General features: G+C 63.4%; 19 protein-coding genes. 7 read left to right on the top strand and 12 right to left on the bottom strand.

All coding sequences use genetic code 11. The features are described from left to right. Window positions 1-9: 9 nt before the first annotated feature. The 3 genes from urtA to Q3Y64_RS05550 form a co-directional block, all read right to left on the bottom strand. Window positions 10-1,284, bottom strand: coding sequence for an urea ABC transporter substrate-binding protein (gene urtA / locus Q3Y64_RS05560; RefSeq protein WP_101941272.1), 1,275 nt, complete (start codon window positions 1,282-1,284; stop codon window positions 10-12). A gap of 120 nt (window positions 1,285-1,404) precedes the next feature. Next, a complete protein-coding gene (locus tag Q3Y64_RS05555; RefSeq protein ID WP_101941271.1) occupies window positions 1,405-2,811 on the bottom strand; it encodes a tetratricopeptide repeat protein in 1,407 nt (468 codons plus the stop codon). Between the two features lie 102 nt (window positions 2,812-2,913). Then, on the bottom strand, window positions 2,914-3,690 hold the full coding sequence (locus Q3Y64_RS05550) for a TIGR01458 family HAD-type hydrolase (RefSeq protein WP_303560414.1): 777 nt from the start codon (window positions 3,688-3,690) through the stop codon (window positions 2,914-2,916). A gap of 126 nt (window positions 3,691-3,816) precedes the next feature. Here Q3Y64_RS05550 and Q3Y64_RS05545 point away from each other — a divergent pair, with 126 nt between their 5' ends. Beyond that, window positions 3,817-3,954, top strand: a complete 138-nt coding sequence (locus Q3Y64_RS05545; RefSeq protein WP_303560413.1) for a hypothetical protein — start codon at window positions 3,817-3,819, stop codon at window positions 3,952-3,954. 27 nt (window positions 3,955-3,981) lie between these two features. After that, the gene (locus tag Q3Y64_RS05540) at window positions 3,982-5,496 is read left to right on the top strand and encodes a methyl-accepting chemotaxis protein (protein WP_303560412.1); all 1,515 of its coding nucleotides are present in this window, start codon (window positions 3,982-3,984) and stop codon (window positions 5,494-5,496) included. Window positions 5,497-5,527: 31 nt separating this feature from the next. Here the strand turns inward: Q3Y64_RS05540 and Q3Y64_RS05535 are convergent, their stop codons facing one another. Together Q3Y64_RS05535 and Q3Y64_RS05530 are read right to left on the bottom strand one after the other, a co-directional pair. After that, window positions 5,528-6,469, bottom strand: a complete 942-nt coding sequence (locus tag Q3Y64_RS05535) for a response regulator transcription factor (RefSeq protein ID WP_101941268.1) — start codon at window positions 6,467-6,469, stop codon at window positions 5,528-5,530. After that, window positions 6,456-9,914 carry an ATP-binding protein gene (locus Q3Y64_RS05530; protein ID WP_303560411.1) on the bottom strand — a complete coding sequence of 1,153 codons (3,459 nt, stop codon included), beginning with the start codon at window positions 9,912-9,914 and terminating at the stop codon, window positions 6,456-6,458. Before Q3Y64_RS05530 ends, Q3Y64_RS05535 begins: the two co-directional genes overlap by 14 nt. A 277-nt stretch (window positions 9,915-10,191) precedes the next feature. Between Q3Y64_RS05530 and Q3Y64_RS05525 the strand changes: the two genes are divergently transcribed. Continuing rightward, window positions 10,192-12,786: a DUF3141 domain-containing protein gene (locus tag Q3Y64_RS05525; RefSeq protein ID WP_303560410.1), complete on the top strand. Its 2,595-nt coding sequence runs from the start codon at window positions 10,192-10,194 to the stop codon at window positions 12,784-12,786. A gap of 90 nt (window positions 12,787-12,876) precedes the next feature. Here Q3Y64_RS05525 and Q3Y64_RS05520 read toward each other — a convergent pair whose 3' ends face one another. The 4 genes from Q3Y64_RS05520 to nhaR all read right to left on the bottom strand — a co-directional run bounded on the left by Q3Y64_RS05520 (window position 12,877) and on the right by nhaR (window position 16,108). Then, a complete protein-coding gene (locus Q3Y64_RS05520; RefSeq protein WP_303560409.1) occupies window positions 12,877-13,368 on the bottom strand; it encodes a hypothetical protein in 492 nt (163 codons plus the stop codon). Window positions 13,369-13,385: 17 nt separating this feature from the next. Then, window positions 13,386-14,600 carry an MFS transporter gene (locus Q3Y64_RS05515; protein WP_303560408.1) on the bottom strand — a complete coding sequence of 405 codons (1,215 nt, stop codon included), beginning with the start codon at window positions 14,598-14,600 and terminating at the stop codon, window positions 13,386-13,388. An 81-nt stretch (window positions 14,601-14,681) separates the two neighbouring features. Continuing rightward, window positions 14,682-15,119, bottom strand: coding sequence for a hypothetical protein (locus tag Q3Y64_RS05510; protein ID WP_303560407.1), 438 nt, complete (start codon window positions 15,117-15,119; stop codon window positions 14,682-14,684). An 86-nt stretch (window positions 15,120-15,205) separates the two neighbouring features. Further along, the gene (gene nhaR, locus Q3Y64_RS05505; protein WP_303560406.1) at window positions 15,206-16,108 is read right to left on the bottom strand and encodes a transcriptional activator NhaR; all 903 of its coding nucleotides are present in this window, start codon (window positions 16,106-16,108) and stop codon (window positions 15,206-15,208) included. 116 nt (window positions 16,109-16,224) lie between these two features. Here nhaR and Q3Y64_RS05500 point away from each other — a divergent pair, with 116 nt between their 5' ends. Genes Q3Y64_RS05500 through Q3Y64_RS05485 form a run of 4 tightly spaced genes read left to right on the top strand, consistent with a single transcriptional unit; the run spans window position 16,225 to window position 18,854 of the window. Next, window positions 16,225-16,581, top strand: coding sequence for an HPF/RaiA family ribosome-associated protein (locus tag Q3Y64_RS05500; RefSeq protein ID WP_101941261.1), 357 nt, complete (start codon window positions 16,225-16,227; stop codon window positions 16,579-16,581). A gap of 29 nt (window positions 16,582-16,610) precedes the next feature. Beyond that, window positions 16,611-17,291, top strand: a complete 681-nt coding sequence (locus tag Q3Y64_RS05495; protein ID WP_101941260.1) for a Bax inhibitor-1/YccA family protein — start codon at window positions 16,611-16,613, stop codon at window positions 17,289-17,291. Window positions 17,292-17,323: 32 nt separating this feature from the next. Beyond that, window positions 17,324-17,797, top strand: coding sequence for a hypothetical protein (locus Q3Y64_RS05490; protein ID WP_303560405.1), 474 nt, complete (start codon window positions 17,324-17,326; stop codon window positions 17,795-17,797). A 34-nt stretch (window positions 17,798-17,831) separates the two neighbouring features. Further along, on the top strand, window positions 17,832-18,854 hold the full coding sequence (locus Q3Y64_RS05485; protein WP_101941258.1) for a TerC family protein: 1,023 nt from the start codon (window positions 17,832-17,834) through the stop codon (window positions 18,852-18,854). A 131-nt stretch (window positions 18,855-18,985) separates the two neighbouring features. Here the strand turns inward: Q3Y64_RS05485 and Q3Y64_RS05480 are convergent, their stop codons facing one another. From Q3Y64_RS05480 to nirD, 3 genes are all read right to left on the bottom strand, one after another. Continuing rightward, entirely contained in the window at window positions 18,986-21,709 is a 2,724-nt protein-coding gene (locus Q3Y64_RS05480) for a nitrate reductase (RefSeq protein ID WP_303560404.1), read from the bottom strand. An 11-nt stretch (window positions 21,710-21,720) separates the two neighbouring features. Further along, complete coding sequence (locus Q3Y64_RS05475; RefSeq protein ID WP_303560403.1) at window positions 21,721-22,542, bottom strand: type IV pili methyl-accepting chemotaxis transducer N-terminal domain-containing protein; 822 nt, start codon at window positions 22,540-22,542, stop codon at window positions 21,721-21,723. A gap of 67 nt (window positions 22,543-22,609) precedes the next feature. Next, on the bottom strand, window positions 22,610-22,921 hold the full coding sequence (nirD, locus tag Q3Y64_RS05470; RefSeq protein WP_101941255.1) for a nitrite reductase small subunit NirD: 312 nt from the start codon (window positions 22,919-22,921) through the stop codon (window positions 22,610-22,612). Between the last annotated feature and the right edge of the window lie 24 nt (window positions 22,922-22,945).

Below are 22,945 nucleotides of genomic sequence, written 5' to 3'. Positions count from 1 at the left end.
ATCACCGGATTACTTCTTTTCCGGCTCATCCTTCTTCTTGTCGTTGCCTTCAACAAACGGGCTCCAGGGTTGGGCCTTGACCGGGCCCGGGGTCTTCCACACGACCTTGAACTGACCATCCGCCTTGATCTCGCCGATGAACACCGGCTTGTGCAGGTGGTGGTTCTTCGGGTCCATGGTGGAAACGAAACCGCCCGGAGCCTTCACGGTCTGGCCGGCCATCGCAGCGATGACCTTGTCGGTGTCGGTGCTCTTGGCCTTCTCGACCGCTTGCGCCCACATCTTGATGCCGATGTAGGTGGCTTCCATCGGGTCATTGGTCAGCGGCTTGTCCTTGTGACCGGCGATGTTGTTCTTCTTGGCGTAGTCGCTCCACTGCTTCACGAAGGCCGTGTTGGTCGGGTTCTTGATGCTCATGAAGTAGTTCCAGGCGGCCAGGTGGCCGACCAGCGGCTTGGTATCCACGCCGCGCAGTTCTTCTTCACCCACCGAGAAAGCCACCACCGGCACGTCGGTTGCCTTCAGGCCCTGGTTGCCCAGTTCCTTGTAGAAGGGCACGTTTGAGTCGCCATTGATGGTGGAGACCACAGCTGTCTTTTTGCCTTCAGAGGAGAACTTCTTGATCTTGGCGATGATGGTCTGGTAATCGCTGTGACCGAAGGGGGTGTATTCCTCCAGGATGTCGGCATCGGCCACGCCCTTGCTCTTCAGGAAGGCGCGCAGGATCTTGTTGGTGGTGCGCGGATACACATAGTCGGTACCCAGCAGCACGAAGCGCTTGGCACCGCCACCGTCCTTGCTCATCAGGTACTCGACAGCCGGAATGGCTTGCTGGTTGGGAGCAGCACCCGTGTAGAACACGTTCTTGGAGAGCTCTTCGCCTTCGTACTGCACCGGGTAGAAGAGCAGGCTGTTCAGCTCTTCATAGACCGGCAGCACGGATTTGCGGGAGACGGAAGTCCAGCAACCGAAAGTGACGGCGACCTTGTCCTTGGAGATCAGCTGGCGGGCCTTTTCGGCGAACAGCGGCCAGTTGGAAGCCGGATCGACGACGACCGGTTCGAGCTTCTTGCCCAGCACGCCGCCCTTGGCGTTGATCTCTTCAATCGCCATCAGCACGGTGTCTTTCAACACGGTTTCCGAGATGGCCATGGTGCCGGAGAGCGAGTGCAGCACGCCCACCTTGATGGTGTCAGCGGCCGAGGCGCTGAAGGAGGCAAAGCCGGCGACGGCCATGGCGGCAGACAGCGCCGAGATCTTAATGAAGCTGCGACGAGATTGCATGTGAAAGCTCCCTGAGTGTGTGGTGGTGTGCAGGCGACCGTTTCCTGATCGCGTGGTGCCACTTTAGGGAGTCAGCTTCGGGAGCTGAATACGTCAGAGTGCGTAGGCGCTGCGTAGTGCTCAGCGCGACGGGCGTTGAGGCAAGGCCTGCAGCGCGACGACCAGTGCGTCAACCACGCTGCGCCAGTCGCCATGGCTGGGCTGACGGAACAGGCGCATGCCCGGGTACCAGGGGCTGTCGTCGCGCTCCAGCTGCCAGCGCCAGTCGGTATTGAAATGCGGCAGCATGACCCAGCAGGGCTTGCCCAGCGCACCGGCCAGATGAGCCACCGCCGTATCCACGCTGATCACGAGATCGAGCCCTGCGATCACGGCTGCGGTATCAGCAAAGTCCCGCAGTTGCGGGCCGAGCGGAGTGATCGGGCAGGCGGTCTGCACGGTATGCGCCTCGTCTTCCCCAGTGCCTTTCTGCAGGCTCACGAAGCTCACGCCGGGGACTGACCACAGCGGCGCGAGATGCAGCAGGTGCGGAAGGGAGCGTTCGCGGTCGTTCTCGAATTTCGGATTGCCGCGCCACACCAACCCTATGCGCAGGCCACCGTTGGGCAACACGCGTTGCCAGCGCGCTTTGTCCGCAGCATCCGGATGCAGGTAGGGCGTGGCGGCCGGGATGCTACGGGCATTGGTGCCGCAGTAGCGGGGCAGGCTCAGCGGAGGACACCAGAAGTCCCAGCTCGCCAGATGTACCGGGTGGTCGAGGGGCAGCACCTGATCGATACCCGCCAGCGTGGTAAAGAGCCGCTGCAGGCCCGGGTGGCATAGCAGTTCGACCCGTGCCGCACCGCGTGCCTTGAGCAGGCGCGCATAGCGGCTGAACTGGATCATGTCGCCATGGCCGGCCTCGCAGGTGATCAGGATGGACTTTCCCGTCAGTGCTTCTCCCTGCCAGCGGCGGATGCCAAGGGTGTCGCCGAGAACATTCTCCAGGCCGGCATACCAGTCGCGTGCCTCGAAGTAGCTGAGGCCTTCGTCGAAATTGCCCTGGCGCAGGAGCAGGTAGCCCAGGTTGTAGCGGGCGCTGGGGTAGTCCGGCGAATGCTCGAGGGCTGTGTACAAGCAAGCTTCGGCTTCGGCATCACGGCGCAGGCTGACCAGCAGTGCGCCGAGGTTGGACCACAGGGCTGGGGTGTGCGGGTCGCTGGAGATGCCTTCGCGATAGGTGGCGATGGCGGCTTCGAAGTCCTGGCGGGCTGCCAGCAATGCGCCGTAGTTCAGGAACAGTTGCGGGCTGCGCTCGCCCAGCTCCAGCGCGTGGCGATAACAGTGCTCGGCCTCTGTCGCCTCGCCGCCCTGATCGAGTAGCAGGCCCAGATTCACCCAGGCTTGCGAGAATTCCGGTTGCAGGCTGATCGCGCGGCGGAAACAGCCCTCGGCTTGGGTACGGGTACCCGCCATCATCAGAGCCACCCCTTCATTGAAGAGGGCGTCGGCGGGCGGGGCGAGGAGGGCGCCGGAAGCGTGGTTCATGTGAGCTGGATGGGCTGCGATGCAAGCGAGGCCAGCTTATGAATTTTTCAGCGCCAGTGGGTTAACTTGATATTTTTTTACTCCTTGGGCCGGGGCGTATGTTCAGACGCGCGCCAGGATGGCCGTGACGGCGGCCGCGAAGTCATCGCAGACGAGTGCCGGGCGCTCGCCTGCTGCCTGTTCATCGGCTGGCCGGTATTTGCCGGTCCGTACGAGCATGGCGGCAAGCCCGCAGGCTTGGGCGCCTTGCACATCGTCGCGCAGATCATCACCGATCATCACGGCCTCCTGCGCGCCGATGCCCAGTTCGCCCAGCGCGGCCTCGAAGAAGGCTGCAGCCGGTTTGCCGATGATGGTGGCTTGTACGTCTGCGGCGTATTCCAGGGCAGTGACGAAAGCGCCCATGTCAATCGTGAGTCCGTCGGTTTCCTGGAAGAAACGGTTGCGGGCCATGGCGATCAGCGGCAGGCCTTGTTTGAGCAGGCGGAAGGCCTGGTTCATGGCGGCAAAACTGAAGCCATCGGCCGCATCGCCGAGCACCACGGCATCCGGTGCGGCGGCGCTGGGGCCCATTTCGGCGGCAATGTCCGGGTGAATCAGCAGCCAGGGATGCAAGTGGTGACGCTGTACATATTGGTGCGTGGCATGCACCGCCGTCATCACCTCATCCGGCGCGATGCCCAAGCCCATCGCCTGCAGCTTGCCGACCACGCTGGCTCGCGGGCTGCGTGTGGTGTTGGTGAGAAAACGCAGTGGCAGCTTGGCTGCACGCAGGCGCGCCAAGGCGTTGATGGTGCCGGGCAGAGCACGATCACCGACGTGAATCACGCCGGCCAGATCGATCAGCACGCCGCGCGGGCGGGAGGGCAGCTCGGGCATGGCAAGTCTCCTTGGCAGAACCTATCTTCAGCTTATGCAAGAAGCGCGCGCACTGTTGGGCATTCAAGCGAGGAGTCCGCACTGCCGATAAATGCGTGGCCTCCCTCTTTTGTCATCCGCACTGTCATGCACGACTTGCTGCGTACCCGTACTGCCCGTTGGACCCTGCTAGCCGCTTGGCTCAGTGCCAGTTTCGGCGGGCTGCTCTATGTTGAGTACGAAGCGGCTCTGCGCGGCATCCTGTGCAGGGTGGCTACTGGCTGAAGTACGCAAACCACAGGAGCCGCTCACATGAACCCATCCGCTGCACAGAATTCCGAGCAACAGGCCTTGCAGGCTTTTCGGGCCCGGGCCGATGGGTTGTTGGCTGGGGGGCTGGGCCTGTTACTGCTGGTCTGCCTGGGCCTTGCCGTGGCCAATGGCAGCTGGTTGCCGGCGCTTCTGCTGGGCGTGCCGGCCCTCGTCGTGCCACTGGCCCTGATCCGTTTGGAGCCGGGCGGCCTGATCGCCAGACTGGCAGTGGCGGCGGCCTTCATGATTTTCTCAGGACTGATGATTCATCAGGCGCGCGGCATGATCGAGGCCCACTTCGGCATCTTCGTGCTGCTGGCCTTTCTGGTGTTGTACTGCGACTGGAAGCCGCCGGTGTTTGCGGCCGGGCTGATTGCGGTGCATCACGTGCTGTTCTCGTGGTTGCAGGCCGGCGGGCTGGGCGTATATGTGTTCCCGCAGCCCGGCACAGTCGGGCTGGTGGTGCTGCATGCGGTGTATGTGGTGGTGGAAACCGTGGTGCTGTGTTTTGTGGCCTTGCGCTTGCGCGCGATGGTGCTGGACGCAGCCGAGGTCTCCCGCTTCGCGCTGGAAGTCAGCGCCGGCCGCCTCGACTATCGCTTCGATGCCGCGCGGCGCGAGGCCAGCCCGGTGATTCAGGCGGTGGCCACGATGCAGGATCAGTTGCGCGAATCGCTGCAGCGCGTGAGCCAGGGTTCGGGTCGTTTGGCTGCACTGGTGACGCGGCTGAATGCCTCGGTGCAGGCGATTGCCGGCGATGCGGCCGAGCAGGGGCAAGCTACCCAGAGCATGGCCACGGCAATGCAGGAGATGAACGCCTCGATCAGCATGATTACCGGAGAGGCGGCGGAAGCGCGGCGTCTCGCTGCGGCCTCGCAGACGGCGGCGGCCGAGGGCGGGCAGGTGGTGCAGAATTCGGTCAGCGAAATGGGTGCGATTGCCGGGGTGATCTCGCAGGCGGCAGAGCGGGTCGAGGAGCTGGGCGAAAAGTCCGAGCGTGCCGCCCAGGTCGTCAACATCATCAAGGAGATCGCCGACCAGACCAATTTGCTGGCCCTGAACGCGGCCATCGAGGCAGCACGGGCTGGTGAAACGGGGCGCGGCTTTGCCGTGGTGGCTGACGAAGTGCGCAAGCTGGCCGAACGTACGACCAAGGCTACCAACGAGATCAACCAGATGATGGACGACATGCGCGCGGCCAAGCAGAGTGTGCTGGATACCATCGAGCAGGCGGTCGGCAAGGTCGAAGCCGGTGTGGCGCATGCGGGTGAGGCCGGTAGCCGGATGGCTCAGATCAACACCCAGACGCATAGCGTGGGGGAGGTGGTGGAAGCCATTTCCGGCGCCCTGAGCGAACAGAGTACGGTGACGGGCGAGATCGCCAGTCATGTGGACCGGGTGTCCTGCCGGGCGGACTCGGCGACCGCAGCCACCCGAGATATTGCCCAGGAGGCGGGCGAGGTGCAGGAAGTGGCGCACGATCTGCGGGATTCGCTGGCGCGCTTCAAGCTCTGAGCTCCGGCTCGTATCGGGGGCGGGACGGCGCTCAGCCGCGCAGTTTTTCGAGTGCCAGCTTGGCGGCCGCCGTACGGTTCTCCACGCCCAGCTTCTCGTAGATGTGCTCCAGATGCTTGTTCACGGTGCGCGGTGAGGAACCGAGGATTTCGCCGATATCCGGGCTGGTCTTGCCCTTGCATACCCAGTAGAGCACTTCGGCTTCCTTGCGGGTCAGCGTGAAGGCGGCAAGCAGGGCCTCGATCTGCGCGGCATCGTTTTCTTCGCGCAATACGATCAGCCATTCGCCGTCGGCGGTTTGATCATGCAGGGTGAAGATCAGGCGCCGGGATTCGTGGGCGATGTTGAGGGGCAGCAGCGGGCTACCGGGTTCGCGGCGCGCCTGATCAAGGGTGCGGATGATCCATTGCAGCAGCGGCGGCGGCGCCAGTTCGGCAGCGCTTTCGGCCGGGAAGTAGTCGGCCAGCAGGCGGCGCGCGAGCGGTGTTTGCCAGGTGACGCGGCCGCTCTCGGGGCGCACGGCCAGGGTAGCCTGGCCAAAGGCGTCCAGTGCGCTGCGCGCCTGCTTCATCTGGCGGGCGCTGGCCAGGTGGCTGCTGATGCGGGCAATCACCTCGCCGGTGCGCACCGGTTTGCTCACGTAGTCTGAGCCGCCAGCGTTGAAGGCCGCCACCACATGCTCGGTTTCGGTGAGGCCGGTCATGAAGATGATCGGGATGTGGCGGGTGGAAAAGTCGGCCTTGAGACGACGCGCTACTTCGAAGCCATCCATGCCGGGCATCAGCGCGTCGAGCAGGATGATGTCCGGCAGGCTCTGGCGGGCGCGGGCCAGGGCCGAGTCGCCATTGATGGCGACCAGCACAGTGAAGCCGGCCTCATCGAGCGCATCGTGCAGCACGGAGAGGTTTTCCGGTACGTCATCGACGATCAGGACGAGATCGGTGCGGCTGCGGTCGAGGTCAAGCGGCGGCATCGAGGGCTTTCTTCACACGCTGTTGCAGGCTATCGAGATCGAATTGTGCCAGCAGTTCGCGTAGCGGTTGAGCCCAGGCGGCGTGCGCCGGGTTGGCCTGGCTGATCGCATCGAGGGCTGCGTGGATGCCGCGCACATAGCCCAGGCGGACTTGCTGATCGAGTTTTTCGAGCAGCGCCCGGGGCGGCTGGCTGCTGCGCTCCTCTGGCAAGGGCGCGGTGATTTCGGCGGGGGCTTCGATCCATTCCAATTGCAGCGTGCGTCCGATCCAGTCGAGCAGTTCTGCCACCTTGAAGGGCTTGAGGATGAAGTCCTGCGGGGAAACGCCAGCGTCGTTTTCCAGCCCCTTGTCGAAGGCGTTGGCCGAGAGGATGGCGATGAAGGGCGCACTGGTTTCGGTCGTAGCGTCTGTTGTAGAGGCGGACTGATCAGCCTCGGGGCGGCCCGGCGGACGCTGAGCACGAATGCGGCGGATGGTTTCCCAGCCGTCAATGCCGGGCATGGCCAGATCCATGAAGATCAGGTGCGGCTGGAAACGCGGCAGTACTTCAAGGCATTCGATGCCAGAGGCGGCCTGGTCCAGCTCGAAGCCGAGCGGAGCGAGCACGCTGGCGAGCAGCTCGCGGTCGTCGGCCTGGTTGTCGACGATCAGGATGCGCCGGCGCTCGCCGCGGTAGCCGGTGTAGTGGCGGCGTGGCAGTTCGCGGGCGGCCTGGGCTGCATGCACCTGCGGCAGGAACAGGCGCACCGTGAAGCAGGTACCGATGCCGGGTTCGCTCTTCACCGAGAGCTCGCCGCCCATGAGGCCGGTGAGCATGCGCGCGATGGTCAGGCCCAGTCCCGTGCCGGAGGTGCTCTGGGCGCTGCTGCCGCGCGAGAAGGGCTCGAAGATGCGTTCCAGTTCTTCGGCAGAAATGCCGGGGCCCGTGTCTTCGATCTCGAAGGTGGCCATGTCGCGGCTGTGGCGCAGGCGGAACTTCACGCCGCCGACACGCGTGAATTTCACCGCATTGCCCAGCAAGTTGATGAGGATCTGGCGCAGACGTTTCTCGTCGGCCCGCACCACGGCAGGCGGCTCGCCGAGGCACTGGTAATCGAAGGTCAGCGCTTTATGCTGGGCCTGCAGGCTGAACATCTGCACCAGTTGCTCGAGGAGGGCGCTGAAGTCGATGGCGCGGGTTTCCAGGCTGAGTTTGCCGCCCTCGATGCGGGCGATGTCCAGGGTGCCTTCGATGAGCGACAGCAGGTGATCGCCGCTGCGCCGGATCACGCGGATGGCCTGCTGGCGGTGGCTGGGGATGGTGGGGTCATCCTCCAGAATCTGGGCATAGCCGAGGATGGAGTTGAGCGGCGTGCGCAACTCGTGGCTGATCGCGGTGACGTAACGGCTCTTGGCCTGGTTGGCCGCATCCGCAACCTGTTTGGCCTGTTGCAGGGCTTCGTCGGTGCGTTTGTGGGATTCGATCTCGCGCATCAGGAGATGGGTCTGGCGGTTCGATTCTTCCTGCGCCACCTGGCGGCTCTTGTGGGTCAGCACCAGCCACCAGGCAATGATGCCGGAGGCGAGCAGGAGCACGCAGAAGACCTTGGTGAAGGTGCTGCGGATGGCAGGCATCAAGACCGGGTCGACAAGGGTCTGGGCCTGCTGGTAGTACAGCACGCCGAGCAGGGCGGCGAGGCCGGCCAGTACTGCAGCCATCAGCAGCAGGTAGTGGCCCAGCCCGCTGTCGATGTAAGGCCACAGCGAACGCGGCAGCAGGCGGCGCATGCCGGCAGACCACTGTGCGGAGAGGCGTGCGTCTGGCTTGCACAGGTCATGGCAGCGGGCGTCCAGCGAACAGCACAGGGAGCAGATATGGCCTTGGTAGGCCGGGCAGCGCGCCATGTCTTCGCTCTCGTACTCGCGCTCGCAGATCACGCAGCGCAGGGTGCCGGCCGCAGCGGGCACGGCCGGACGGGCGAGGTAATACTTGCCGCCAGTGGCCCAGGCAATCAGTGGTGAGCTGATCAGGGCGGCAGCCAGTGCGATGAAGCTGGCAAAGGCCTGGGCGTTGGCGCCGAAGACACCGAGATAGGCAAGGATCGAAAGCGTGGAGGCGATCAGCATGGCACCGACGCCGACCGGATTGATGTCGTACAGATGCGCGCGCTTGAACTCGATGCCGGGCGGCGACAGGCCCAGCGGCTTGTTGATGACGAGGTCCGCCACCACGGCCACCAGCCAGGCAATCGCGATGTTGGAATACAGGCCCAGCACCTGGCCGAGGGCCTGGAATACGTCCAGCTCCATCAGCATCAGGGCAATCGCGGTGTTGAACACCATCCACACCACGCGGCCCGGGTGGCTGTGGGTGAGGCGGGCGAAGAAGTTGCTCCAGGCGAGCGAACCGGCGTAGGCATTGGTGACGTTGATCTTGAGTTGCGAAATGATCACGAAACCGGTCGTGATCGCCACCGCCAAACCTGGATGACTGAAGACGGACTCGAAGCCCACGAGATACATCTGGTTCGGGTCGACGGCCCGGTCCACCGGCACCGAATTGCGCAGTGCAAGATAAGCCAGCAGGCAACCTCCGAGCATCTTGGCCACGCCCATCAGCACCCAGCCCGGCCCGCCGACCAGCACTGCGGCGAGCCAGCTTTTGCGGTTCTGCGCCGTCTGCGCGGGCATGAAACGCAGGTAGTCCACCTGCTCGCCCATTTGGGTGATCAGCGCGATGCCCACCGTAAGTGCGGCGCCGAACAGATGCATGTTGAAGCCTGCGCCGAGGCCATTCGTACCGGGATAAGCGGCCAGTTCGCCGAGCACGCCGGGGTTCTTGGTCAGCACGAAGCCAAAGGGCAGGGCCAGCAGGATCAGCCACACCGGCTGGGTGAGGCGCTGCAGGCGGCTGATCACGGTGACACCGTGGGTCACCAGCGGAATCACCACCAGAGCACAGATCAGGTAGCCCCAGGCGGGCGGGATGTCGAAGGCGAGTTCCAGTGCGTAGGCCATCACCGCCGCCTCAAGGGCGAAAAAGATGAAGGTGAAACTGGCGTAGATCAGTGAGGTGATGGTCGAGCCGATATAGCCGAAGCCCGCGCCGCGTGTGAGCAGATCCATGTCCAGCCCGTAGCGAGCGGCGTAGAGGCTGATCGGCGTGCCGCACAGAAAGATGATGATGCCGGTGGCCAGGATGGCCAGAGCGGCGTTGGTGAAGCCGTAATTGACCAGCAAGGTGGCGCCCACGGCCTCCAGCACGAGGAAGGCGGCGGCCCCGAAAGCGGTATTGGCAACCTGCCATTCCGAGAGCTTGCGGAAGCTCTTGGGGGTGTAGCGCAGGGCGTAATCCTCGATGGTTTCACTGGCGACCCAGGTGTTGTAGTCGCGCCTTACCTTCACGACGCGTTGTACGGCATCGTGCTCGTCGGCACTGGCTTGGGGCAGGGGGCTGGGGTTCATCCCTGGAACGATGCAGGGCCTGTGCCCGGGGCGTCAAGCAGCTGAAGTGAAAGAGGAAACGCATTGGTTCGGAGGCGCCTGTGCCTGCGGCATTCCCGCCGATGGTGCCGGAGCATCCGGATACAGCCCCTGGCTGGTGCCCGACGCTGTACTTGTGTGCGGTGTCAGGCTCAAGCAAACAGGCGTATTGTTGCTGCGCAGCATACTCCCGGCAGGCTCTTTGCGTTGTGCCGTACCTGCCGCCTGAACCGCTTTCCGTTCCTTGTCGGAGATCCGCATGTTCACCGAATTCGCCCAGCAGCTACGCAACAGCTTCGAGCTGTATCAGAAGTCCTCCCACCTCTTCTCCCGCCGCAGTGAGCTTGCCAACACCCAGGCCACGGCGCGCTTCAAGGAGGCTCTTGCCGACGCCATGGGCGGCAAGATCACGCCGCAGGAGTTCTGGAGTGGCTATGGCGATTACGTGGTGGATTTCGCGCAGCGCTCCGTGCTTTTCATGGACACCCTGCGCCAGCGCGGCAACAACTATCTTGAGCACGTGAAGGCCGGCCAGCCGCCACTGCTGCACTTCGATTACGAAGTGGTGCTGGATGCACGCAAGTTTGAAACGCCGGTCAACTACATGCTGCTGAAGATCATCCCGCCGGCGGGCGTGAAGATCGATCCGAAGCTGCGGCCCTACATCATCATCGATCCGCGTGCCGGTCACGGCCCCGGCATCGGTGGTTTCAAGGATGACTCACAGGTTGGCGTGGCCTTGCGCGAAGGCCATCCGGTGTACTTCGTGTCCTTCCATCCGAAGCCCGAACCAGGCCAGACTCTGCTTGACGTATGTGAGGCCGAACGCCGCTTCGTGGCCGAAGTGCGCCGCCTGCATCCGCACAGCCCCAAGCCAGTGCTGGTGGGCAATTGCCAGGGCGGCTGGGCGGCGATGATGCTGGCTGCCAGCAATCCGGAAGATACCGGCCCGATCGTGATCAACGGCGCACCGATGTCCTACTGGGGCGGCGCCTTCAAGGAAGGCGAGGGCGACAATCCGATGCGTTACGCCGGCGGCATGCTGGGCGGCAGCTGGCTCTCGTCGCTGACGGCAGATCTGGGTAACGGCGTATTCGACGGCGCCTGGCTGGTGCAGAACTTCGAGAACCTGCACCCCTCGAATTCGATGTGGGACAAGTACTACCACGTGTTTGCCAACATCGATACCGAGCCGCCGCGCTTCCTCGAATTCGAGCGCTGGTGGGGCGGATTCTTCCTGATGAACCGCGAAGAAATCGAGTGGATCGTGCGCAATCTCTTCGTTGGCAACACCCTGTGGGAGGGTGATCTGCGTGCGCGTGACGGCGATCGTCTGGACCTGCGCGCGATCCGCTCGCCGATCATCCTGTTCGCCTCGATGGGCGACAACATCACCCCGCCGCAACAGGCCTTCAACTGGGTGGCTGACGTGTATGCCTCCACCGACGACATCAAGGCCAACGGCCAGGTGATCGTTGGCATGCTGCACGAGAACATCGGTCACCTCGGCATCTTCGTTTCCGGCAAGGTGGCGAAGAAGGAGCATGCGCAGATCGTCGAGGTGATGAAGTCCATCGAAAGCCTGCCGCCCGGCCTGTATGCCATGAAAATCAATGAAGAAAAGGGCGCCGGCGGCAAGATTGAGTATTCGGTGGAGTTCGTCGAGCACCGTCTGGAAGACATCTCCCAGCGCCTCAACAAGGTGGGGCGCAAGGACGAGAACATCTTCGAGGCCGTGGCCGAGATTTCCAAGCACAACCAGCGCAGCTACGAGATGTTCGTGCGCCCCTGGGTGAAAATGATTGCCAACGAGCCGATGGCCCAGGCTCTGCGGACCCTGCACCCGCTGCGCCTGCAGCGCTGGATCCTCTCCGACCTGAATCCGATGATGGCTTGGCTGGGGCCGGTGGCTGCGCAGGTGAAGGCCCAACGCCGTGCCGTGCCGGCAGATGCGCCGCTGAGAAAGGCTGAGCGCTTCGGCTCCAGCATGATGAGTTCGCTGCTCGATTTCTATCGTGACATGCGCGATGGCATGACCGAAAAATCCTTCTTCGAACTCTACGGAAACCTGTTCCTGATGGGGGTGGAAGACCCCGATCGCGAAGTGCCGCAAGTGGTGACCGAGCCTCGCCAGCTGGCGGTGGTGAAGGAGGCGCTGGCCGCCATCGAGCGCGGCGGCTATGCCGAAGCGTTGGTGCGTACGGCGGCCCTGATCAAGCGCCACGGCCAGCCCTTCCTGCTGGAGCAGATCGAGCTCAAGCGTGATCTCGAAGAGAGCTATGCTCACCTGCTGCCGAAGATGGAGCGGGCTGACTGGCGCCAGCTGCGCGGGGTGCAGGAAATCATTTGCCGTTACGAGCCCGCGCGTGCCCTGGCTAGCCTGCCGAAACTTCTCAGCAATGCCGACGAGCGCAGCCGTTACCTGGCTTTGCTCGATGCACTGGCTGCTGACCCGCGCTTCATTGAGCATGGTCTGGATCCGTCGCAGCAGGCGATTATCACGAAGATCCGTGCCAGCCTTGCGCAGCCTGCAGTGGCCCGGGGTGCGCCGAAAGCTGCACCGAAAGCGCCTGTCAAAGCCGCAACCAAGCCGGCAGCCAAGCCCAGGGCGGCCAGCAAGTCGGCGGCGAAGCCTGTCGTTGCCAAGGCTGCCAGCAAGGCCGCGCCGAAGCCTGCGCCCAAGTCCGCAGTAAAGGCCAGTGCGGCCGCCAAACCGAGCGCTGCGCCAGCCCCGGCAGTCGCCGCACGCAACCTGGTGGCTGCCAAGCCTGTAGCCAAACCGGTCGCGGCCAAACCTGCGGCCAAGGCTGTTGCCGTGGCTACCCGCTCGCGCAGTCGCAAAGCGGCCAGCTAACGGCGCTGCGGTTTAGCGCGTGCAGCACTCAGCAAAAAGCCGGGCGTGCCCGGCTTTTTGCGTTTTCATTCGGCCGCTTCGGCTCCAGGCCTAGCGCCCGGGCTGTCGGAAGTCGCTTTCAATCCAGGCACGGGCAGTCGTCTGGCTGAACCGGAAGTCCGGCCCCACCCGTAGCTCGGCGAGCAGCTCGCCGGCGGCATCATGTGCGGACAGTGTGGCGTAGGGGTCGTCCTCGTCCGGCACGATGCAGAGCGAGACTTCGACCACCCCGTCGTCGGTGCTTACGGAGAGACGCTTATTGAGCATCGCATGCAGATGCTGCTCGTGACGGCGGATCACTTCTGATGCGGTTTTCACCAGGGTGCTGAAGGCGGTTGCATCCAGCGGCTTGGGGTTCTTCTTATCGCGTCCCATGGTCCACGGGCCGACCAGTGCGGGTTCCGGTTCGCCGTCGAGAATCATCTCGACGGCCCAGCCGTCGTCATCCTGATTCTTGATCACGCGTGCAGTCCAGCCGCGATCCACCCATAGGCGGTCTTCGTGGATGGACGGGGATTCGTCGTTCGCTTCGTGGTGTGTCATGGAAAAGATGATTAGGTTCAGGCCTGCAGGCGCTCGCGTTGGGCCAGTTGCGGAAAGAGCCGGATCCACAGGGCGACGATGCCCAGAGTGCCGAGGCCGCCGAGCACCACCGAGCAGACCGCGCCAAAGGCGGCTGCCGTGGCGCCGGACTCGAACTCACCGAGCTGGTTGGAAGCGCCGATGAAGATCGAGTTCACCGCGCTGACCCGGCCGCGCATCTCGTCTGGCGTTTCAAGTTGCACCAGCGACTGGCGGATTACGACGCTGATCATGTCCGCCGCGCCCGAAATCGCCAGCATCGCGAGTGACAGCAGGAAACTCGTCGATAGCCCGAACACTAGGGTCGCTAGCCCATACACGGCCACCGAGCCGAACATCAGCTTGCCTGCACCGCGCTCGATGCTGTGATGGGTCAGCCAGATCGACATTGCAAACGCGCCAACGGCCGGCGCAGCGCGCAGGATGCCCAAGCCCCAGGGGCCGGTATGAAGAATGTCGCGCGCATAGATCGGCAGGAGTGCGGTGGCGCCGCCCAGCAGCACCGCGAAGAGGTCCAGCGAGATCGCGCCGAGCACCGGCTTGCGCTGCCAGATGAAGCGGATGCCCGCGAACAGGCTGTCCCAGCTCACCGGCTGACGCGAGACGGCCGGTGCATGGTCATAGCGCACGCGGGCCAGAAAGATCAGCGCCGTAAGGAAGAGCAGGCCGCACAGCCCATACACCGTCTCGGCACCGGCCACATAGACGAAGCCGCCCGCAGCTGGCCCGGCAATGATGGCGAACTGGGCGCCGGCTGAGTTGAAGGCCAGTGCGCGCGGCAGGATTTCGGCCGGCACCAGCAGCGGCGCCAGCGCCTGCTGGGTGGGCATCTGGAAGGCCTTGGCGGCGCCCAGCGCCACGGAAGCCAGCAGGATGTGTTCACGGCTGATCCAGCCAGAAAGCGTGCCCCATACCATTGCCAGCACCACCAGTCCCTGCGCCACAAGGCACAGGCCCAGCACGCGGCGGCGGTCGAAACGATCGGCCACATGGCCGACCACCAGGGTCAGCGCGAGCGCCGGCAGGAACTGGGCGAGGCCCACCAGGCCCAGATCCCAGGCGCTGTGGGTGAGGTCATACATCTGCCAGCCCACGCCCACCATCAGCATCTGGTTGGCCATGGTGGTGAAGATGCGCGACACCCAGAAAGACAGGAAGGCGTGCTGGCGGAAGAGGGGGTTTTTGAGCGGCATGGAGCAGATTATCTCGCGCTTTGGGCGGGCGTTAGGCAAGGATTGTGGACTAAGCGTTGATGAACTACCCGAAGCGTCGATTCAGTTAGGATGCATCGGCTGGATGAAGGGCGACGCCTTGCTGCCATTGGACGCGGCGGTGCGGCAGATGTTCGAGCGCGCGCAGAACGACATGGCCGATCGCAGCCTGCGTGTGCTGGCCTGCGCCTGGAAGCCTTGCGTGAGCGTGGAGCAGGGCCTGCATCGGTGTGGCCTGCTCGGGCCGGGAGATCCGCCGCGAAGGAGGTGCAGCCCTGCCACGGTGCCAGGCTGCGCGCGATCATGGTCACCGGCGATCATCCGCACACTGCGCTGGCGCCACGCGATCCGCTCTATCTGCAGGCGACCACGGCTTGCCTCATGGCCATCGTGCGGGCGCAGATGGCGAATGTCTTCGTCTGCTGCCCTCTGCAGTTGCCACTCTGGCATTTTGTTGCTGGCCGGGCTGGCACTGGAGTTGGGGCTGTTGCTGCTGATCATCTACACCCTGCTGGGCAACGTGCTCTTCGGCACGGCACCGTTGACCGCCTTGCCGGGGGCTGGAGGAGGCACGCAAGGCCTGCGTGTCACATTGGAGCAAATAGCTCGCCACGTGCGGCATTGCAGATGGCGAGCACGCAGGGATGGGTGATCCGCCGTTCAATCGAAATGGCATAGAAATCCTGCCAGATGGCCGCGGTACGCCCCAGCAGCTTTACACCGTACTGACTGATGATTTCCGCTTCCAGAATCGTGGGGGCTGCAAAGATGCCGTGACCTTCACGACCGAAGGCCTTGAGCAGGGCACTGTCGTCGAAGACACCGGCTACGTTCGGATACAGGTGCTCGCTCTCGAGCCAGCGGTCGAGCTGTTTCTGGACTTCGGAGTCGTCGCCATGCATGAGCATCGGCATGCCGTTGAGCGTGGCCGGAAAGCTGCCTGTGCAACGGGCCGCCAGTTGTGGCGCCGCAAAGAAACTCTGGCCGGAGCGCCCCAGCTTGTGGTTATAGGCCTTGACCGAGAGGCCTGTGGGGATCGGGCTGTCGGCGATCACCAGATCCAGTCGGTGGGTAGCGAGTTCGGCCATCAGGCTGTCCAGCTTCCATTCCCGACACACGATGCGTACTGGCTCCGGCAGGCGCATGGCCGGTTCCAGCAGGTGGTAGACGATGGATTTGGACAGGGCATCCGCCACGCCGACCCGGAACTCGATGGCTCGCCCGGACGGGGTTTCAGTGCGAAGAACCTGTTCCATCTCGGCGCCGAGCGAAAAGATCTCGTCGGCAAAGCTGAAAACGGTCTTGCCGGCTTCGGTGAGTTCCAGCTTGCGCCCGCGCTTCTGAAAAAGAGCTTTGCCGAAGCGATCCTCCAGCAGCTTGATCTGTCCGCTGAGGGTTTGCTGCGAGGTGTGTAGCGCCTCGCTCGCCGGGAGCAGGCCGCCTGATTTCGCGACCATCCAGAAGTAGTGCAGATGCTTGTAGTTGGTCATTTCTATACTCCCGTTTTTTCGGAGTATCTGTTTTGATAATCCGAATTTTCAATGGAAGTCTCTGCGCCTAGAGTGAGGCATGTCAATACCGACATCTCTTGAAAGGGCAGCAGATCATGCATATCGACATCCAGTTTCGCGGGATTGATGTGAGCCAGGCCTTGCGTGAGCACGCCGAGCGGCGTGTGCGCTTCACTCTCGGGCGACTCGCGGGGCGGATCGCACGTGTGAGCATCAGCCTGGTGGATATCAACGGCCCCAAAGGTGGTGACGATAAATCCTGCACGGTGCAGATCAGCCTGCAACAGCCGGGCTCCGTCGTGGTGGAGGAGTTGGGCGCTGACTTGTATCAGGTGCTGGACCGCAGCCTGGCGAGGGCCGGGCGCACGGTAGTGCGGCGGCTGGAGCGCCAGGCACGCCAGCGCTATGCGGCACGCAGTGAGCGCATCCCGGCCGAGGCCGAGCTGGTTTGAAGATTCTTGATTCTCAAAGGAGTGTGAGCATGACAAACGGTATTTCTGCCTACAGAACGGGCACGCTGGCAGGGGGTGCATCGCTGCTCGGCACGCATCGCGTACTTCGCAATACCTATGCGCTGCTGGGCCTGACGCTTCTGTTCAGCGCGGTGGTGGCGAGTCTCAGTACTGCACTGGCCTTGCCGGCCCCCGGGTTGCTGCTGACGCTGGGTGGCTTTTTCGGCCTGTTCTTTCTGACCGCAAAACTCGCCAACTCAGGTTGGGGGCTGCTGTCGGTGTTCGGCCTCACCGGTTTCATGGGCTACACCCTCGGTCCGATCATCAATCGCACGCTCGCCATGCAGGACGGCGGCATGATCGTGGCCATGGCACTGGGCGGAACAGCCGTGATCTTTTTCAGCCTGTCGGCCTGGGTTCTGGCGACCAAGCGGGACTTCAGTTTCATGGGTGGTTTTCTGTTCGTGGGGATGGTGGTCGCGTTTCTGGCCGGGCTTGGCGCCATGTTCTTCCAGGTACCAGGGCTGGCACTGGCGGTGTCGGCGGTCGTGGTGCTGTTGATGGCCGGGATGATCCTGTATGAGACCAGCAACATCATTCATGGCGGAGAGACAAACTACATCATGGCGACGGTGAGTCTGTATGTGTCGATCTACAACCTCTTTACCAGTCTGCTGAGCCTGCTCGGTATGGGCGGTAATGATGAATGAGTGGCATGACCTGATTGAATCGAAGGAGAAAAATGATGCGTAGTTATGCGAAGAACAGCCCTCAGGCCGCCGCCCGATTTCTCGTTTTAACGGCGCTTGCGGATGGAGATCTGGACCGGCTTGAGCTGGCCGTCCTGGATCATTTTCCGGCCTTGAGAAAGCTGGGGATTGATCGCGACCTGATCGATACCGTTTTGGGCGATTTCTGCGAAGACGCGCAGCGCAGCCAGCGGGTGGGAGCTGATTTCAAGCTTGAATTCAGGCCCGGCGATATCGCCCGTCTGCTGGCTGACATTGATCAGCCGGACTTGCAACGCAGCCTGTGCCGTGCAGCGTTGAGCGTGATCGGGGCCGACCAGCTTGTGCATTCGGGCGAAGCCATCCTGTTGTGGGCAGCGCTGGATGCATGGGATCTGCAATTGGCCAATGTTTTACGCAGCCCCAAACCCTTCATTCCTACGCTGCGGCCGGACAAGCCTTACCAGCCGAATTCTGCTTCGTACTGAGTCACACAGACTCTTCTCCACTGGATAACAAATCATGCTGACTGTTGGTACGCCTTTGATGTGGACGCTATTCGCGCTATTCGTCCTCCTGGCGCTTGTTCTGGATTTTTTTGCACTCAGCCGCCAAGGCGCCCACAGAGTCTCGATGCGTGAGGCGGGCGTCTGGTCACTGGTCTGGGTGGCGGTTTCCTTCCTGTTCATGGGCTGGCTATGGTGGTATCTCGGCGGGCTGGGGGATGACGCCGCCGCGCGAGAGCTGGCCAATACCAAGGCCATCGAATTCACGACGGGTTATCTGATCGAGAAAGCCCTGGCGGTGGACAACGTCTTCGTATTTTTGATGCTCTTCACCTATTTCGCAGTACCCGCCGAGTTTCAGAAACGGGTTCTCATGATCGGGGTGATGGGGGCCCTGGTGTTGCGTGCGGTGATGATTCTGGTGGGGGCCTGGCTGATCGCTCAGTTCCACTGGATCTTGTATGTCTTCGGCGTATTCCTGCTGTTTACCGGCATCAAGATGTGGTGGGCTGCCGGACAGGAGCCTGATCTGGACAACAACCCGGCGCTCAACTGGATTCGCCGCAAGGTGCGGATCGCGCCGGACTATGACGGCGAGAAGTTCTTCACCTTCGTGAAGGGCGTGCGCATGGCGACTCCGCTGGCCATCGTGGTGGCGCTGATCGGGATCGTCGATGTGGTGTTCGCGGTGGACTCGATTCCCGCGATCTTCGCCATCACCACCGACCCGTTCATCGTGCTGACCTCGAATGTGTTCGCCATTCTGGGGCTGCGGGCGATGTATTTCCTGCTGGCCGGCGCGCATGAGCGTTTCCACCTGCTCAGCTATGGCCTGGCACTGGTGCTGGCTTTCATCGGGATCAAGATGCTGATCGTCGATTTCTACAAGATCCCCGTGGTCCTGTCGCTATCGGTTACTTTTGGCATCCTGGTCACCACCATGCTGCTGTCGGTGTTTATTCCGGCCAAGGGCAAGGGCGGCAGCGCCTATCCGTTCGCGGCGAAAAAAGCCGAGGCTGCCGGGAGTGAGAAGTCCTGAGCCTAGTTTGAGCTTCGGCGCGTGCTGCGAGCTTGCGCCAGCAAGCGTCGAAGGAGGCACTCAGAGATGAGAAAAAAAAGGGGGGGGGGCGCTGGTTCAGGTCTCCCCCTTTTGATGACTTGAGCCCGGCGTCAGACGATGGCCTTGCTGCCTTCCGCGATCAGGCGCTTCAACTCCGGCACGCAGGAGCCACAGGAGGTGCCGCACTTGAGCCCTTCCTGCAGCTTGGCCAGATCGGCGCCAGCGGCCACTGCAACCTTGATTTCGTTCTCGGATACGTTGAGGCAGTTGCACACAATGCGTCCGCGGCTGTTGCCGGGGCCGGGCGGCTTGGGCAAGGGAGCGAAGAGCCAGCGGCGCACGGTATCGGTCGGGGCGCGCTCGATCATCAGTTCCTTGAGCCAGCCCGCAGCGGCGGTTTCGCCGGTGAGGCGCAGGCCGGTGAGGATGCCTTCCTCGACCATGGCCTTCTTGCTCACGCCGCGGCGCGCATCGGCATAGGCCATGCATTGATCGCCCTGCAGATCCATCAGGGCGTCGAGCTGCTCCAGCCATTCGGTCGGGATCGGTTCGCTGTGGGCGATGCGCAGCACCACCGAGGGAAAGTCGCGTCCAGCCAGCGAGATGGCGGCGTAGTCGAACTTGGGGAGCCAATGTGACAGCGCAGCAGCGCGTTCCAGGGCGAGGCCGTTGGCAGCGTCGGCATATACGGCGCTTCTCATCAGCAGGGCCTGGTGTGGCAGATCGACCTTTTCGATCTGCACCGCTGCATGCTTGAGCTCGGGTTGCTTGGAAAAGGGGTCGACGGTGTTGAGCGTGAGTTCGTTGGCGCCTGAGGAGGAGAGCAGATTGCGCCCCCAGTGCATGGCGATGAAGGCGTGGCCCGGCTTGATCTCTTCGGTGGCATAGGCGCGCAGCACCACTTTGCCGCGCCGGCTCTTCACGCTGACCAGATCGCCATCGCGCAGGCCGCGGCGTTCGATGTCAGCCTTGTTGAGTTCGATGCGTGGCTCGTCGACATGGGCGTAGAGGCGGGCGGCCTTGCCGGTACGGCTCATGCCGTGCCACTGATCACGCAGGCGGCCGGTGGTGAGGCGCAGCGGATAGCGAGCGTCGATGGCCTCAGAAGTCAGTGTGGTGGCCGGCACGACGAATTTCGCTTTGCCGGACTCGGTCTCGAATTTGCCATCGGCATACAGGCGGGTGCGGCCTTCCGAGGCGCCGGCCGGGAAGGGCCATTGCTGCGGACCGAGTTCGTCGAGCACGGCGTAGGAGAGGCCGGTGATGTCCAGATCGCGGCCCCGGGTGGATTCGGCATGCTCCAGGAAGACGGATTCGGCGTTGGGGTAGGCGAAGAGACGATGCACGTCCTTACGGCCGAGCTTCGCGCCGAGGCAGAGCGCGAAGTCGCGCGCGATGGCCCAGTCTGCGCGGGTTTCGCCTGGGCCGGGAATGGCGGCATTCACATGGGTGATGCGGCGCTCGGTGTTGGTGACCGTGCCTTCCTTCTCGGCCCAGGTCAGGGCCGGCAGGAGCAGGTCGGCGTAGGCTGCGGTTTCGGTGTTGGCATAGGCTTCCTGCAGCACCACGAATTCGCACTTCTCCAGCGCCTCGCGGATCAGGGCCTGTTGCGGCATCGAGTGGGCCGGGTTGGTGCAGGCGATCCACAGGGCTTTGACCTTGCCTTCGCGCACTGCTTCGAAGAGCTCGACGGCGGACAGACCGGGTTTCTCCGGTACTGAGTCGATGCCCCACAGCGCGGCGACCTCGGCGCGATGCGTCGGGTTGGCCAGATCGCGGTGGGCCGAGAGCAGATTGGAGAGGCCGCCGACTTCGCGTCCGCCCATGGCGTTGGGCTGGCCGGTGAGCGAGAAGGGGCCGCAGCCGGGTGTGCCGATCTTGCCAACGGCGAGTGACAGGGCGATCAGCGCGGTGCCGTTGTGGGTGCCGTGATGCGATTGATTCAGGCCCATGCACCACAGGGAGAGCGGGGCCTGAGCTTCGCCCCACCACTTGGCGGCGGTGATGATGTCCGCTTCATTCACGCCGCAGATCTGCGCGGCGGTGGCCGGGGTGGCTTCGCGCACAGCTTCACGCAGGGCTCCGAAACCTTCGGTGTGCTCGCGCACCCACGGCATGTTCACATAGCCTTCCCACAGCAGCACGTGGAGCATGGCGTTGAACAGCCAAATGTCGGTGCCTGGCAGAATCGCCAGATGCAGGTCGGCGCTTGCGGCAGTGTCAGTGCGGCGCGGGTCCACCACGATGATCTTCATGCCGGGCCGGGCGGCCTTGGCGGCTTCGATGCGGCGGAAGGCAATCGGGTGGGCAAAGGCCGGGTTGGCACCGGCGATCAGCAGGCAGTCGGTGTGATCGAAGTCTTCATACGCACAGGGCGGTGCGTCGGCGCCCAGTGTCTGTTTGTAGGCGGCCACCGCGCTGCTCATGCACAGGCGCGAGTTGGTGTCGACGTTGTTGGTGGCAATCAGACCCTTGGCGAGCTTGTTGAAGACGTAGTAATCCTCGGTCAGCAGCTGGCCCGAGAGGTAGAAACCGACAGCGTCCGGGCCGTGCTCGGCGATCACGCTGGCGAACCTGTCCGCCGCCGTATCCAGCGCCTGATCCCAGCCTACCCGGGCGCGCGGCTCGGCGCGGCCCTGACGCAGCTCGGGAAAGATCAGGCGGGTTTCCGGACGGGCGGTGAAGTGCAGGGTCGAACCCTTGGAGCACAGGCGGCCGAAGTTGGCCGGGTGATCCGGGTCGCCACGCACTTCGATCACGCGGGCGCCATCATGCTGGATGATGACGCCGCAGCCGACGCCGCAGTAGGGGCAGGTAGCCTTGGTTTCAGCCATGTTTGCTCGGTTCAGCTCAGGGTTGCGTAGAGGCCGGTCAGCTTGTCCATGACCTGGAGGATGTTCTCCGAGCTCACGGCCACGTTGTTTTCAAGATAGGCCTGCTCGTGCTGCTTGGCATTGCCGCGCAGGGCGTCGTCGAAGAACATCCACTGAGTTTCGGCGAGCTTGATCCAGGATTCGGTGTCCTTGGTGTTCTCCGGCGCCATCTTGAGGGTCTGCATAGCGGCCACGAATTCCTTGCGTGCCGCGTCGAGGCCCTTGCTCACTTCGGGCGTATTCACGCCGGTCACGCTGAAGAAGTAGAACTTGGACATGCGTTGGGACAGCATGCGCTGGCGTCCGGCGATGTTCACCAGCTTGCCGAGCGAGCCGCCGTGCAAGGCTTCAAGCTGCAGCGTGCCCTGGTTGGCCAGCGCCAGCACCTGCTCGTTGAGTGCGGCGACGGTCTTGAGGCCGTCATTGCTGGCCGGTGTGCCGACCACGCGCCGGTAGTCCAGCCAGCGGGTGGCCAGTTGCTCGTAGGTCTGGATCAGTTCCGGCGCATTTTTCCTGGCGGCGAACTCGCGCAGGGTCTGCAGCTGCTTGTCGAACAAGGCCATCGAATCAGCCAGCAGACCGCGTGCATCGGCTTCGCGCACGCCGCGCAGTTGCTGGGCATAGAGCTTGGCCATGCGTTGCGACAGCATGCGCTGGCGACCGGCTTGGTTGATGGCCTCCAGCATGCCGATCTCTGCGGGCTTCTGGGGGGCAGCCAGCGCACGGGCTGCCAGGGGAAGGGCGCCAAGTGCGAAGAGCACACGACGCCTGGTGGGGTTGAGGCTGCTGTTCATGTTGTTTTCCTCGATCTCTGTGCAGGGGCTTTGGGCGCAATCCGCTTCGCTTGTTGCGCCCGACCAATCAAACCGACAGCCACACCTCGCCGGCTTCGAGCTTGGCGGCGAAGGACTTGGTGCAGCCCACATCGGGTGCCTGGGCTTCGCCGCTGTCGAGGTTGATCTTCCAGCTGTGGAGCGGGCAGGTGACCTGCTTGCCGTGCACGATGCCTTGCGAGAGCGGACCTTGTTTGTGCGGGCACTTGTCATGCACGGCGAAGACCTCGTCTTCCGAGGTGCGGAAGATGGCGATGTCACCGTGCTTGGCAGTCTTTACGACGCGCGAGCCGAGTTGCGGGATGTCGGTGAGGGCGCAGATTTTTTTCCAGTCGGACATGGTTGTTCTCTCGGGAGTAGTGAG

This window comes from Uliginosibacterium sp. 31-12, from assembly GCF_030548425.1.
In the GTDB taxonomy this organism is placed as follows: Bacteria; Pseudomonadota; Gammaproteobacteria; order Burkholderiales; family Rhodocyclaceae; genus Uliginosibacterium; species Uliginosibacterium aquaticum.
The sequence above is the reverse complement of the archived record's forward strand: the minus strand, read 5'-3'. Positions and strand labels throughout refer to the sequence as shown.